Annotated in this window: 10 protein-coding genes; 7 read left to right on the top strand and 3 right to left on the bottom strand. The window is 70.6% G+C overall.

Annotation, left to right across the window (positions count from 1 at the left end):
- Nucleotides 1-90: 90 nt before the first annotated feature.
- From katG to Pta02_RS15630, 3 genes are all read right to left on the bottom strand, one after another.
- Nucleotides 91-2322 (bottom strand): catalase/peroxidase HPI, encoded by a 2232-nt coding sequence (gene katG, locus Pta02_RS15640; protein ID WP_203875538.1) that lies wholly within the window; start codon nt 2320-2322, stop codon nt 91-93.
- A gap of 33 nt (nt 2323-2355) precedes the next feature.
- Nucleotides 2356-2793, bottom strand: a complete 438-nt coding sequence (locus tag Pta02_RS15635; RefSeq protein ID WP_203875537.1) for a Fur family transcriptional regulator — start codon at nt 2791-2793, stop codon at nt 2356-2358.
- Nucleotides 2794-2963: 170 nt separating this feature from the next.
- Nucleotides 2964-3923 carry an ABC transporter substrate-binding protein gene (locus tag Pta02_RS15630; protein WP_203875536.1) on the bottom strand — a complete coding sequence of 320 codons (960 nt, stop codon included), beginning with the start codon at nt 3921-3923 and terminating at the stop codon, nt 2964-2966.
- A 340-nt stretch (nt 3924-4263) separates the two neighbouring features.
- Here Pta02_RS15630 and Pta02_RS15625 point away from each other — a divergent pair, with 340 nt between their 5' ends.
- The 7 genes from Pta02_RS15625 to Pta02_RS15595 all read left to right on the top strand — a co-directional run bounded on the left by Pta02_RS15625 (nt 4264) and on the right by Pta02_RS15595 (nt 12741).
- A complete protein-coding gene (locus Pta02_RS15625; RefSeq protein WP_203875535.1) occupies nt 4264-5574 on the top strand; it encodes an ammonium transporter in 1311 nt (436 codons plus the stop codon).
- Entirely contained in the window at nt 5571-5909 is a 339-nt protein-coding gene (locus tag Pta02_RS15620; RefSeq protein ID WP_049576418.1) for a P-II family nitrogen regulator, read from the top strand. Before Pta02_RS15625 ends, Pta02_RS15620 begins: the two co-directional genes overlap by 4 nt.
- Before the next feature lie 3 nt (nt 5910-5912).
- Entirely contained in the window at nt 5913-8189 is a 2277-nt protein-coding gene (locus tag Pta02_RS15615) for a [protein-PII] uridylyltransferase (RefSeq protein WP_203875534.1), read from the top strand.
- Nucleotides 8190-8409: 220 nt separating this feature from the next.
- A complete protein-coding gene (locus Pta02_RS15610) occupies nt 8410-11304 on the top strand; it encodes a nitrate- and nitrite sensing domain-containing protein (protein ID WP_203875533.1) in 2895 nt (964 codons plus the stop codon).
- Nucleotides 11301-11723 carry a roadblock/LC7 domain-containing protein gene (locus Pta02_RS15605; RefSeq protein ID WP_068921742.1) on the top strand — a complete coding sequence of 141 codons (423 nt, stop codon included), beginning with the start codon at nt 11301-11303 and terminating at the stop codon, nt 11721-11723. The genes Pta02_RS15610 and Pta02_RS15605 overlap by 4 nt, the downstream gene beginning before the upstream one ends.
- Nucleotides 11724-11810: 87 nt before the next feature.
- Complete coding sequence (locus Pta02_RS15600) at nt 11811-12173, top strand: DUF742 domain-containing protein (RefSeq protein ID WP_203875532.1); 363 nt, start codon at nt 11811-11813, stop codon at nt 12171-12173.
- A complete protein-coding gene (locus tag Pta02_RS15595) occupies nt 12154-12741 on the top strand; it encodes a GTP-binding protein (RefSeq protein WP_373872382.1) in 588 nt (195 codons plus the stop codon). Before Pta02_RS15600 ends, Pta02_RS15595 begins: the two co-directional genes overlap by 20 nt.
- Nucleotides 12742-12752: the final 11 nt, after the last annotated feature.

Here is a 12752-nt window from a genome sequence, read left to right as displayed (position 1 = left end):
GCGTCGCGCGGGATCGACGGCGGAACGGGCAGCGGCTGCCGCGGATGATCCGCGGCAGCCGCTGATCCGGTTTCGAGCCGGAGACGACGATCAGACGAGGTCGAACCGGTCGAGGTTCATGACCTTGAACCACGCCGCGACGAAGTCGTTGACGAACTTCTCCTCGGCGTCGTCGCTCGCGTAGACCTCCGCGAGGGCGCGCAGCTCGGAGTTGGCGCCGAAGACGAGGTCGACACGGCTGCCGGTCCACTTGACCTCGCCCGTGACGGAGTCACGGCCCTCGAAGGCGCTCTGGTCCTCGGAGGTCGACTTCCACGTCGTGCCCAGGTCGAGCAGGTTGACGAAGAAGTCGTTGGTCAGCGACCCGGGGGTCGTGGTGAAGACGCCGAGCGGCGACTGCTGGTGATTCGCGCCCAGGACGCGCAGGCCGCCGACGAGGACGGTCAGCTCGGGGGCGCTGAGGGTCAGCAGGTTCGCCTTGTCGAGCAGCAGGTACTCGGCCGGCAGCCGGTTGCCCTTGCCGAGGTAGTTGCGGAAGCCGTCGGCCGTCGGCTCCAGGGCGGCGAACGACTCGACGTCGGTCTGGTCCTGGGAGGCGTCCACGCGGCCCGGGGTGAAGGGGACCTGGACGTCGTAGCCGGCGTTCTTGGCGGCCTGCTCGACGGCCGCGCTGCCGGCCAGGACGATGAGGTCGGCCAGCGAGATCTGCTTGCCGCCGGCCTGGGCGGTGTTGAAGGACTGCTGGATGCCCTCCAGGGTGCGCAGCACCGTCGCGAGCTGGTCGGGGTCGTTGACCTCCCATCCGCTCTGCGGCTCCAGGCGGATGCGGGCGCCGTTGGCGCCGCCGCGCTTGTCGCTGCCGCGGAAGGACGAGGCCGAGGCCCACGCGGTGGACACGAGCTGGGACACCGACAGCCCCGAGGCGAGGATCTGGGCCTTGAGGGCGGCGATCTCCTCGGCGCCGACGAGCTCGTGCGTCACCGGGGGAAGGGGGTCCTGCCAGATCAGCGTCTCGCTCGGGACCTCCGGGCCGAGGTAGCGCACGACCGGGCCCATGTCACGGTGGGTCAGCTTGAACCACGCCCGGGCGAAGGCGTCGGCGAACTCGTCGGGGTTGTCCAGGAAGCGGCGCGAGATCTGCTCGTAGATCGGGTCGATCCGGAGCGCGAGGTCGGCCGTCGTCATGCCGGGGGCGTGACGCTTCGACGGGTCGTGGGCACCGGGGACGGCGTCGGCCCCGGCGCCGTCCTTCGGCATCCACTGGTGCGCGCCGGCGGGGCTCTTGACCAGCTCCCACTCGTAGCCGAAGAGGGTCTCGAAGAAGCTGTTGTCCCACTGCGTCGGAGTGGGGGTCCAGGTGACCTCGATACCGCTGGTGATCGTGTCACCGCCCTTGCCGGTGCCGTGGGTGCTCTTCCAGCCGAGACCCTGGTCCTCGATCGAGGCGGCCTCGGGGTCGACGCCGACGTGCTCGGACGGGCCCGCGCCGTGGGTCTTGCCGAAGGTGTGGCCGCCCGCGATCAGGGCGACCGTCTCCTCGTCGTTCATCGCCATCCGGCGGAACGTCTCACGGATGTCGCGGGCCGAGGCGAGCGGGTCCGGGTTGCCGTTCGGGCCCTCCGGGTTGACGTAGATGAGGCCCATCTGGACCGCGCCCAGGGGGTTCTCCAGCTCGCGGTCACCGGTGTAGCGCTGGTCGTCGAGCCAGGCGGTCTCGGGACCCCAGTAGACGTCCTCCTCCGCCTCCCAGACGTCGGCGCGACCGCCGGCGAAGCCGAAGGTCTTGAAGCCCATGATCTCCAGGGCGACGTTGCCGGTGAGGATCATGAGGTCGGCCCAGGAGATCTTCTGGCCGTACTTCTTCTTGACCGGCCACAGCAGGCGGCGGGCCTTGTCGAGGTTGGCGTTGTCCGGCCAGCTGTTGAGCGGGGCGAAGCGCTGCTGACCGGCGCCGGCGCCGCCGCGGCCGTCGCTGATCCGGTAGGTGCCCGCGCTGTGCCACGCCATCCGGATCATGAGCGGGCCGTAGTTGCCGTAGTCGGCCGGCCACCAGTCCTGGGAGGTCGTCAGCACCTCCGCGATGTCCCGCTTCACGGCCGCGAGGTCGAGGCTCTTGAACGCCTCGGCGTAGTCGAACTCCTCACCGAGGGGGTTGGCCACGGCGGGGTTCTTGGCGAGGATCTTCAGGTTGAGCCGCTCCGGCCACCACTGACGGTTTCCGCCACCCTGGGTCGGGTGCAGGGCGCGCTCGTGCGCGACCGGGCAGCCGCCTGCGTTCTCGGGCTTCGGGTCGGTGACGACTGCATCATGGTTCTCGGACATGTGAATCCTTCTGGACTAGGGGGATCACGGTGCTCAGGAGGCTTTGGCGGTGGAACAGGCGGGGCACAGCCCCCAATAGACGACCTCGGCCTCCTCGATCGAGAAGCCGTTGTCGTCGGACGCCGTCAGGCACGGCGCGTGGCCGACCGCGCAGTCGACGTCGGCGACGGCACCGCAGGACCGGCACACGACGTGATGGTGGTTGTCCCCGACGCGTCCCTCGAACCGGGCCGGGCTGCCGGCCGGTTCGATGCGCCGGATGAGGCCCGCCGCGGTGAGCGCGTGGAGGGCCTCGTACACGGCCTGAAGCGAGATGTGGCCTACACGGTCGCGCACCCCGGAGGCGATCGTCTCGGCGTCGAGGTGGTCACCGTCCCTGACGGTCTCGAGCAGTGCGACGCGAGCAGCGGTCACCCGCAGTCCCACGCCACGCAGTTCCTCGGCGGGGGTCGGAGTCCCGGGTGCGCTCATGGCGCCAAACCTACTGCCATAAACACGAACAATACAAGATAACGAACAATGCAAGTTACGGTCGTTCCAGGAAACGTCGCCTGTGACATGCCGGCCCGCCCGCCGCGTAAAAGCGGCGACCCCCGCCTCGCCGTACCGGCGCTGCGGGGGTCGCGTGTGCGCGTCAGGGGTCAGGGCTTGGCGTACTTCTCGAGGTCGTCGAGGATCTTGCCGGCCGCCGTGACGCCGATGCCGAGCATCCAGGTCTCGTCGTCGACGTTGTGGGCCTTGCCGTCCTTGACGGGGGTGAGGTTCTTCCAGAGGGGACCGGCGGTCACGGCGGCCTGGCTCTCGGCGGCGTCCTGGCCGTAGGCGCTGTAGAACAGCACGTCGCCCTCCGCCTGGGCGAGGTTCTCCTGGCTCAGCTCGCCGAAGCGCTTGTCCTCGGCGCTCTCCAGGCGCTGCGGTTCGGGGCGGCCGAAGCCGGCGTCGCCGACGACGATGCCGCTGAACGACTCGGGGCCGTACATCCGGATCTGGTCGGGCATGAAGCGCACGATGCTCACCTCGACCTCCGAGGTGCCGCCAAGGTTCTCGGCCCTGTCCTGGTAGGCGGCCAGGAGCCTGTCGGCCTCGGCCTTCTTGTTCAGCGCCTCGGCGTCGAGGAGGAAGTTCTCCTTCCAGGTGATGCCGACCTTCTCGGTGAAGACGGTGGGCGCGATCTGGCTGAGCTTGGCGTAGAACTGCTCCTGCCGGAACTTCGAGCCGAGGATCAGGTCCGGCTTGAGGGCGGTGATGGCCTCCAGGTTGGGCGACTGGAGCGTGCCGACGGCCTTGGTGGAGGCGAGCGCGGAGCCGAGGTATTTCGGCCATGCCTGATTCTCGGAGGCCTGCGCCGCGCCGACCGGGGAGAGCCCCAGGGAGACCAGCGTGTCGAGCTTGTCGGTGTCGAGGACGACGACGCGCTTGGGTGATTCGGGCACCTTGGTCTCGCCCATCGCGTGCTTGACGGTGCGGGTGGGGCCCTCCTGCGCGGCCGTACCGTCTCCCGGGGAGCCGGAGGAGCCCGGGGAGCCGCAGGCGGACAGGACGAGGGCGGACAGAAGCACGGCGGCCGCGGCCTTGGCGAGTCCGTCCGGGCGCGTGGTCATCAATTCTCCTTCGATCATCAGGTAAGGCAGGCCTAAGTCTATTTCCGGCCGATCCGGCTACTGAAGGTGAGCTGTCCGAAACAAGGTCGAAACACCATCCCGCCGAGTTTCACAGATGCGAAACACCCGGGGTCGTGCCCCGAAACCGGCGGAGAACACGCTGTGGCGCACGGGAGAGAGAACCGGGCCGGGGAGTGATCCGGGTGGCGGAAGTCACCAGGCGGCGCGGCCCGCTCTGCCCGGCAGGAACGTCAGTGCGCGGCCGGTCGAAGGAGCCCTGGAAGCGCCCACTGCGACTGTGCAACCGGCCACACGCCAATCGGAAGGAGGGTCGCGTCGAATGAAGATCGATAGCGGCTCCACTGCCTGGATGCTCATAAGCACCGCCCTCGTGCTGCTCATGACGCCGGGACTCGCGTTCTTCTACGGGGGCATGACCAGGGCCAAGAGCGTCCTGAACATGATGATGATGTCGTTCGTCAGCATCATCACCGTGACGATCACCTGGGTGCTCTTCGGGTACTCCCTCGCGTTCGACACGGTCGGTGAGGGCGACGGCTTCCTCAACAAGCTCGTCGGCGGGCTCGACAACATCGGCCTGATGGGCGTCAACGAGGCCGCCTACAACGACACGTTCCCGATGATGGTCTTCTCCGCCTTCCAGCTGACCTTCGCCATCATCACCGTCGCACTGATCAGCGGCGCGATCGCCGACCGGGCCAAGTTCGGCGCCTGGGTGGTCTTCAGCGTCGTCTGGGCCTCGATCGTGTACTTCCCGGTCGCCCACTGGGTGTGGGGCGGCGGCTGGCTGACGCAGCTGGGCATCGAGGACTTCGCCGGCGGTACGGTCGTGCACATCAACGCCGGAGCCGCGGCCCTGGCCCTGGCGCTGGTGCTGGGCAAGCGCGCCGGATGGCGCAAGGAGCCCATGCGCCCGCACAACCTCACCCTGGTGCTGCTGGGCGCGGGCCTGCTGTGGTTCGGCTGGTTCGGCTTCAACGCGGGCTCCGAGCTGGCGGCCGACGCCACCGCCGGACTGGCGTTCATGAACACCCAGATCGCCACCGCCGTCGCGGCGGGCGCCTGGCTCGTCGTGGAGAAGATCCGCGACGGGCACGCCACCTCGCTGGGCGTCGCCTCCGGCGCGGTCGCCGGTCTGGTCGCGATCACCCCGGCCTGCGGTTTCGTCGACCCCTGGGCCGCGATGGTGATCGGCCTGCTGGCCGGTGCCGCCTGCGCCTACGCGGTCGGCCTGAAGTACAAGCTCGGCTACGACGACTCGCTCGACGTGGTGGGCGTGCACCTGGTCGGCGGTGTGATCGGCGCCGTGGCGCTCGGCTTCGTCGCGGCCTACCCCTTCCTGGACGGCCAGAACAAGGGCCTGTTCTACGGCGGCGGCTGGACCCAGCTCGGACTCCAGATCCTGGGCCCGGTGGCGGTCGGCGGCTACTCCTTCGTCGTGACCTACATCCTGGGCAAGATCATCGACAAGACGATGGGCTTCCGGATCACCGCCGAGGACGAGGTCGCGGGCATCGACATCACCACGCACGCCGAGACCGGCTACGACCTGGGCACCTTCCACGCCTCCGGCGTGGCCGCCCCCAACGGCCCGGCGGTGGCCCCGGCGGGTAAGAAGGTGGACGCATGAGACTCATCACGGCGGTCATCAAGCCCTTCAAGCTCGATGACGTGAAGGCGGCCCTGGAGCAGTTCGGCATCAAGGGCATGACGGTCAGCGAGGCCAGCGGGTACGGCCGGCAGCGCGGCCACACCGAGGTCTACCGCGGAGCCGAGTACCAGGTGGACCTGGTCCCCAAGGTCCGGCTGGAGGTGCTCGCCGAGGAGGACGACGCCGAGGACGTCATCGACGTCATCGTCAAGGCGGCGCAGACCGGAAAGATCGGTGACGGCAAGGTCTGGTCCGTCCCGGTGGACACGGTGATCCGGGTCCGCACCGGGGAACGCGGGCCCGAGGCGCTCTGACCGGTGAGAGGCGACACCCGCTCGTACGCCGCGGCCCGCAAGGAGCGGGCCGCGGACGTCGACCGCTGGCTGACGGACCTGCTCCGCACCGCCTGCGGCACGCCGTACGGGCGCGACGGGGACATCAGAGGAATCGACGAGCGCGGCGCCCTGAGCGGGGTCGCGCTCGTCGCGGTGGGGAGCCTGGGCCGTTCGGAACTGGCCCCGGGCAGTGATCTGGACCTGGTCCTGCTGCACGAGGGCCGCGAGGACGTCGCCCGGATCGCGGACCGCGTCTGGTACCCGATCTGGGACTCGGGGGTGAACCTCGACCACTCCGTGCGGACCGTGGACGAGGCGGCCAAGGTCGCGCGCGAGGACCTCAAGGCGGTGCTCGGGCTGATCCAGGCCAGGCACGTGGCGGGGGACCCCGAGCTGACGCGCGCGGCCCGCGAGATCGTGCTCGCCGAGTGGCGGGCCGACTCCCGGCGCCGTCTGGGCGAGCTGCGCGAGGCCGCCGACCGGCGGACCGAGTCCAGCGGCGAGCTGGCCTTCCTGCTCGAACCCGACCTGCGCGACGCCCGCGGCGGACTGCGCGACGTGCAGGCGATGCAGGCGGTGGCCGCCGCCTGGGTCGCCTCCGCGCCCGGCCCCCGGGTCCGCGAGGCCTACGAGCTCCTCCTGGACATCAGGCACGGCCTGCACCTGGTGACCGCGCGCGGGACCGACCGGCTGGTGCTGCAGGAGCAGGACGCGGTCGCCGGGACCCTGGGCCTGCTGGACGCCGAGGCGCTCATGCGCAGACTGGCCGAGGCGGGCCGTACGATCGCCCACGCCTTCGACGGCACCTGGCGCACCGTGGAGCGGCTGCTGTCGGGCCCGGCCCCGCGCGGGCGCCGCCCGCTGGCCGACGGCGTCGTCGAGCACGGCGGCGAGGTGGCGCTGGCCCGCGGCGTCAGCCCCCGCAAGGATCCCGTGCTCGTCCTGCGCGCCGCCGCCGCGGCGGCGGAGTCGGGCCTGCCGCTGGCCCCCGCGACGGTGAACGCCCTGGCCTCCCAGTCGCCGCCGATGCCGGTCCCCTGGCCGGACGAGGCGCGCGACGCGCTGGTGGCGCTGCTGGGCGCCGGGCGCGCGGCGGTGCCGGTCTGGGAGGAACTGGACCAGGCGGGCGTGCTGGTACGGCTGCTGCCCGACTGGGAGCGGGTACGGCACCGCCCCCAGCGCAACCCGGTGCACCGCTACACGGTGGACCGGCACCTGATCGAGACCGCGGCCGGAGCCGCCGCCTTCACCCGCGAGGTGTCCCGGCCCGACCTGCTGCTCATCTGCGCTCTTCTGCACGACATCGGGAAGGGCTACCCGGGCGACCACTCCACGACCGGCGCGGTCGTCGCCCGCGACATCGGCACCCGGATGGGGCTGCCCCCGGCGGACGTGGACATCCTCGAAACGGTCGTCCGCCACCACCTGCTGCTGCCGGAGACCGCCACCCGGCGCGACCTGGACGACCCGGTGACGATCTCCCGGGTGGCCGAGGCGGTCGGGTCGCGCGAGGTCCTGGAACTGCTCGCCGCGCTGGCCGTGGCCGACGGCAACGCCACGGGACCGGCCGCCTGGAACACCTGGAAGGCCTCGCTGGTCACCGACCTGGTGCGCCGGGTGCGCTCGGTGCTGTCGGGCACCCCCCTGCCGCCCGCGCCCTCCCTGTCGGCGGAGCAGGCGTCCCTGGCGCGGCACGGCGGCGGCGCGATCCGGGTCAACGGGGGAGCGGTCACCGTGGTCGCCCCCGACCGGTCGGGGCTGCTGTGGCGCGCGGCGGGGGTGCTGGCCGCGCATCGGATGGTGGTGCGGGCCGCCTCCGCGGCCTCGGCGGGCGCGACCGCCGTCATCGAGTTCTCGGTCGTCCCCGAGTACGGCACGCCGCCCGACCCGGCGACGCTGGAGGCCGATCTGCGCCTGGTGCTGGCCGGAAGGCTCGACATCGAGCAGCGGCTCGCCCGCCGGACCCGCTCGATGCGCCCGGCCCGGGTGCCGGTGGCGCCCCCTCGGGTGACTCTGGTCGATGACGCATCTCACACGGCGACTGTCATAGAAGTACGCGCCCACGACCGTCCGGGGCTATTGTGGCGGATTGGCAGAGCTTTTGGCGAATGTGGTCTTGACGTGCGGGCTGCGCGGGTCGAGACTCTCGGCGCAGAGGCGGTGGATGTCTTCTACGTGGTCGACAGGGCCGGACGTCCTCTTACGGATGAGGCCCAGCGTGCACAGGTGCGCGATCAGATACTGGCAGCGCTGCGATAACCATCGCAAATCAGTCTCTAGTCACCTTTGTAACGATTAAGTCCGGTTTGTCGGCTATGTCGGTTCTGTCCCGTGAGCGTGTGGTCTTATGAGGCCACTCATGTCGTGATGGTGAAGGGTAGCGAGAGCGGTGACGACGGGACCTACCGATAGCGAGAACGCGTCGGTGCGAGACCGCGGCAAGCGGCCTGCCGCCCGATTCGGTCTGCGGAACTGGCGCGTGCGGACGCGTCTGACGGCGCTGATCCTGGTGCCGACGACCGTGGGCGTCGTGCTCGCCGGAGCGCGTGTGGCGGCCTCCGTCGACAGCGTCGCCGGTTACCAGCGCACGGCGGCCGCGGCGGAGTACTCCTCCCGGCTGCGTGATCTGGCCCAGGCGATGGGATTGGAACGTGACCGGGGGACCTGGGCCGCGTTCCAGCCCTCGAACAAGACTTTGGTGAGCACCTTCGAGGCGCAGCGCAAGACGGTCGACAGCGTGCTGCAGAAGGTGCGCCAGGACCTGCGGGCGATCGACGACTCCTACGGCCCCCGAGCGGTCAAGGCCGCCCGGGACGCCGGCTACCAGCTCGACAGCCTGAACACGACGCGCGAACTGCCCGGCACGGTGCGGGCCGAGCGTTACAGCTTCCTGATCAACCCGCTGCTCCAGCTGCACGACGAGCTCGCCCTGGTCGGCGACGACCCGGGGATCACCGGCAACGCCCGCGGCCTCAGCGCGCTGGCCTACGCCAAGGAGGAGATCTCCAAGCAGCGGGCCCGCCTGCTGGCCGGCTACTACGAGCCCTCGCTGATCAGCGCGCAGCAGGTCGAGGAGTTCATCGCCTCCCGCTCGCGGATGGAGGAGCGCACGACCGAGTTCGCCATCGAGGCGGGTGCGACCAACGGCCAGCTCCTCAGCACCACGCTCGTCGACGAGAGGGTGCACCGCGCCGAGCTGACCAAGTCCAAGGCGATCGCGCTGGCGAGCAACCCGAACGCCAGCGGCCGTCTGCTGAGCGACCTGGCCGAGGTCAGGCAGTGGTTCAACGACAACACCGAGGTTCTGGACCGTATCAAGAAGGTCGAGACCAAGGTCGCCGGTGACGTGATCACCCGGGCCCGCGAGCTGGAGGACACCGAGCAGCGCGTCGCGATCATCGCCTCCGGCATGATCCTGGCCCTGCTCCTGCTGGTCCTGGGCCTGACCGTCCTCATCGCCCGCTCGATGGTCATGCCCCTGCGCCGCCTGCGGGCCGAGGCGCTGGACGTCGCCGGGTTCAAGCTCCCCGAGGTCGTGCGCCAGCTGCGGGTCTCCGGTGACACCGCGGCCCCCGACGTGGCTCCCATCTCGGTCGACAGCCACGACGAGATCGGGGAAGTCGCCAAGGCCTTCGACGAGGTCCACCGCCAGGCCGTACGGCTCGCGGCCGAGGAGTCCGAGCTCCGCTCCAACATCAGCGCGATGTTCGTCAACCTCTCGCGCCGGACCCAGACCCTGGTGGAACGGCAGATCTCGCTCATCGACGGTCTGGAGAAGGGCGAGCAGGACGGCGGCCGGCTGGCCGACCTGTTCAAGCTCGACCACCTGGCCACCCGCATGCGCCGCAACTCCGAGAACCTCCTGGTCCTGGCCGGCCACGAGCCGACCCGCCGGCGCAGCCAGCCGGCCAAGCTCGTCGACGTCGTGCGCGCCTCGCTGTCGGAGGTCGAGGACTACGAGCGGGTCCAGGTCAAGGTGCACCGCGCGATCTCGGTCGCCGGAAGCGCCGCCAACGACATCGTCCACCTGGTGGCCGAGCTGGTGGAGAACGCCATCCAGTTCTCCCCCCGGGCCAGCCAGGTCGTCGTCTCCAGCAGCATGATCGAGGGCGGCGGCGCGCTGCTCGCGGTCAGCGACGCGGGCATCGGCATGACGGCCGAGGAGCTCGTCGAGACGAACCGCCGCCTGGCCGACCCGCCCGTCGTGGACGTGTCGGTGTCGCGCCGGATGGGCCTGTTCGTGGTCGGCCGCCTGGCCCTGCGCCACGGCATCCGCGTCCAGCTCCGCCCGCAGGAGGCCGGCGGCCTCATCGCCATGGTCCTGTTCCCGCCGGAGCTCATCGTCGCGGCGGCGCAGCAGGTCCCGACCCCGTCGTGGGGGGCCGAGCCCTCCATGTCGCAGAACTCCTTCGGGCAGGGCTCGTTCGGGCAGCCGTCCTTCGGCCAGACGTCCTTCGGGCAGAGCTCGTTCAACCAGGCCTCGATCGGCCAGGGCTCGTTCGGGCAGAACTCGCTGCCGCCGGCGCACTCTCCCGGGCCGGCCCCCGAGCGCCCGGTGCCGGACCCCCGGCAGCCGGTCTCGTCCTCCTTCAGCTCCTTCACGCAGAGCAACGACACCTTCTCCCGTAACGGAGAGGCGTTCACGCAGAGCGCCGAGGCGCCCCTTCCCAAGCGCCAAGCCGGTGGTGGCCTGAACGGGTTGAACGGGGCCTCCGCGGCACCGGGCGTCTCCGGCGACCCCGCCGCGGGTGCGTTCTCCGCCTGGGGGCAGGTCTCCCACGACGACCCCGTCACCGCCTCGATGCCCGCGGTGGGCGTCTCCCCGCTCGACGCCGAGCAGGAGGAGTTCCTGCCGATCTTCGCCTCCGTGGAGTCGGCCTGGTTCCGCAGGTCGGAGAGCGTCGAGGAGCCCGTGGAGGAGCAGGGGAGCCCGGTTCAGGACGCCGAAGAGGTCGCGGACGACGTCCCCGCGGAGGAGATCACGCCCGCGGTCGGCATCGCCGCAGGCGTGCCGGCCGAGGAGGAGATCCCGGTCCCGGTCAGGGAGCCGGTCTCCGTGCGGACCAGGACGCCGGCCCCGGTGCGTGAGCCGGAGAACTGGCACACTCCCGCCGACGCCGGTTGGCAGGCCGCCCAGGCGGCCAGCGACCCCAGCCTCGGAGGGATCACCGCGGCGGGCTTGCCCAAGCGGACCCCCAAGGCCAATCTGGTGCCCGGTACCGCGGCCAGTGTGCCCTCGACTCCGATGCCTCCCATCTCCGCCGAGCGGGTTCGGAACCGGTTGTCGAGCTTCCAGCAGGGTGTGCGGCGGGGCCGTGCGGAACTATATGAGGACACCGCCAGCAACATGGCGGAAAAGGAGGAGGGCCAGTGACCACCCTGAGCCATGAGGCCCGCAGGTTCGACTGGTTGATCACCGAGTTCGTCCGCGGCACTCCCGGTGTCGCGCACGCGGTGGTCGTGTCGGCCGACGGGCTGCGGATCGCCAGCTCCGAGGGCTTCCCGGACGACCGCGCCGACCAGCTCGCCGCCGTCGCGGCCGGACTGCTCAGCCTGACCGTGGGCGCCTCCCGCGTCTTCGAGGGCGGTGCCGTCACCCAGACCGTGGTCGAGATGGAGCGGGGCCTGCTGCTGGTCATGGCGATCAGCGACGGTTCGGTCCTCGCCGTTCTGGCCTCTCCCGAGTGCGACATGGGTCTGGTGGCCTACCAGATGACCCTGCTCGTCGACCGGGCCGGTCAGGTTCTGACCCCGGCGCTCCGGGCCGAGCTGCAGTCCTCCCGGGGGCGATGATGAGCCGGGTCGTGTCGCCGGTTCCGCAGGATCGGGCGGTGAGCGCCTCCCGCCGCTCGCCTTCGGTGTCCCGGCCGGGAGAGGGCCGTGCTGGGCTCTGACGGAACCGGGGACGAGGAGCCCCTGTTCCGTCCGTACGCGGTCACCGGCGGTCGCGCCGAGCCGCGCTATCACCTGGCGATGGAGACACTGGTCTCCTCCTCGGCCATCATGGACGAGGAGCTGGCCCTGCTCACCCCCGAGCAGGATGCCATCATCAGGCTCTGCCGTTCGTTCCGGTCGGTCGCCGAGATCTCGGCGTTGCTGAGGGTCCCTCTCGGCGTGGCCCGGGTTCTGGTGGTGGACATGGCCGACGAGGGCCTCGTCCGGCTCCACCAGCCGCGCCTCGACCAGGGACAACCGGATCTCAACATGCTCGAAAGGGTGCTCAGTGGACTTCGCAGGCTCTAACCGCGGCGGCCTGACGTCGACGAAGATCGTCGTCGCGGGCGGGTTCGGCGTCGGCAAGACCACATTCGTGGGCGCCGTGTCCGAGATCCTCCCGCTGACCACGGAAGCGGTCATGACGGAGGCGAGCTCCGGGGTCGACGACCTCGGCCTGACGCCGAACAAGGCGACGACCACCGTCGCCATGGACTTCGGCCGCCTCTCGCTCGACAGCGACCTGATCCTGTACCTGTTCGGCACGCCGGGCCAGCACCGGTTCTGGTTCATGTGGGACGACCTGGTCCGCGGCGCGATCGGCGCCGTGGTCCTGATCGACACCCGCCGCCTGGCCGACGGCTTCCCGGCGATCGACTACTTCGAGGAGGCCAAGCTTCCCTTCGTGGTCGGCATCAACGGCTGGGACGGGCAGTTCCCGCACACGGAGGACGAGGTGCGGGAGGCCCTGGCGCTGGCCCCGCACGTCCCCATCGTGCGCACGGACGCCCGCTCCCGCGACTCGGTCAAGTCCACGCTGATCACGTTGGTCGAGCACGTCCTGCGGGTCCGCGCCGCCTACGGCATGTCGGTCTGAGGCGGGCCTGA

The sequence above is a fragment of the Paraplanobispora takensis genome (genome assembly GCF_016863195.1).
GTDB lineage: Bacteria > Actinomycetota > Actinomycetes > Streptosporangiales > Streptosporangiaceae > Planobispora > Planobispora takensis.
This window is presented reverse-complemented; position numbering and strand designations above follow the sequence as displayed.

What these genes read in the sequence shown, in the direction of transcription:
- katG (WP_203875538.1), bottom strand. Translation starts at nt 2,322, where the DNA reads ATGTCCGAGAACCATGATGCAGTCGTCACCGACCCGAAGCCCGAGAAC.
- Pta02_RS15635 (WP_203875537.1), bottom strand. Translation starts at nt 2,793, where the DNA reads ATGAGCGCACCCGGGACTCCGACCCCCGCCGAGGAACTGCGTGGCGTG.
- Pta02_RS15630 (WP_203875536.1), bottom strand. Translation starts at nt 3,923, where the DNA reads ATGACCACGCGCCCGGACGGACTCGCCAAGGCCGCGGCCGCCGTGCTT.
- Pta02_RS15625 (WP_203875535.1), top strand. Translation starts at nt 4,264, where the DNA reads ATGAAGATCGATAGCGGCTCCACTGCCTGGATGCTCATAAGCACCGCC.
- Pta02_RS15620 (WP_049576418.1), top strand. Translation starts at nt 5,571, where the DNA reads ATGAGACTCATCACGGCGGTCATCAAGCCCTTCAAGCTCGATGACGTG.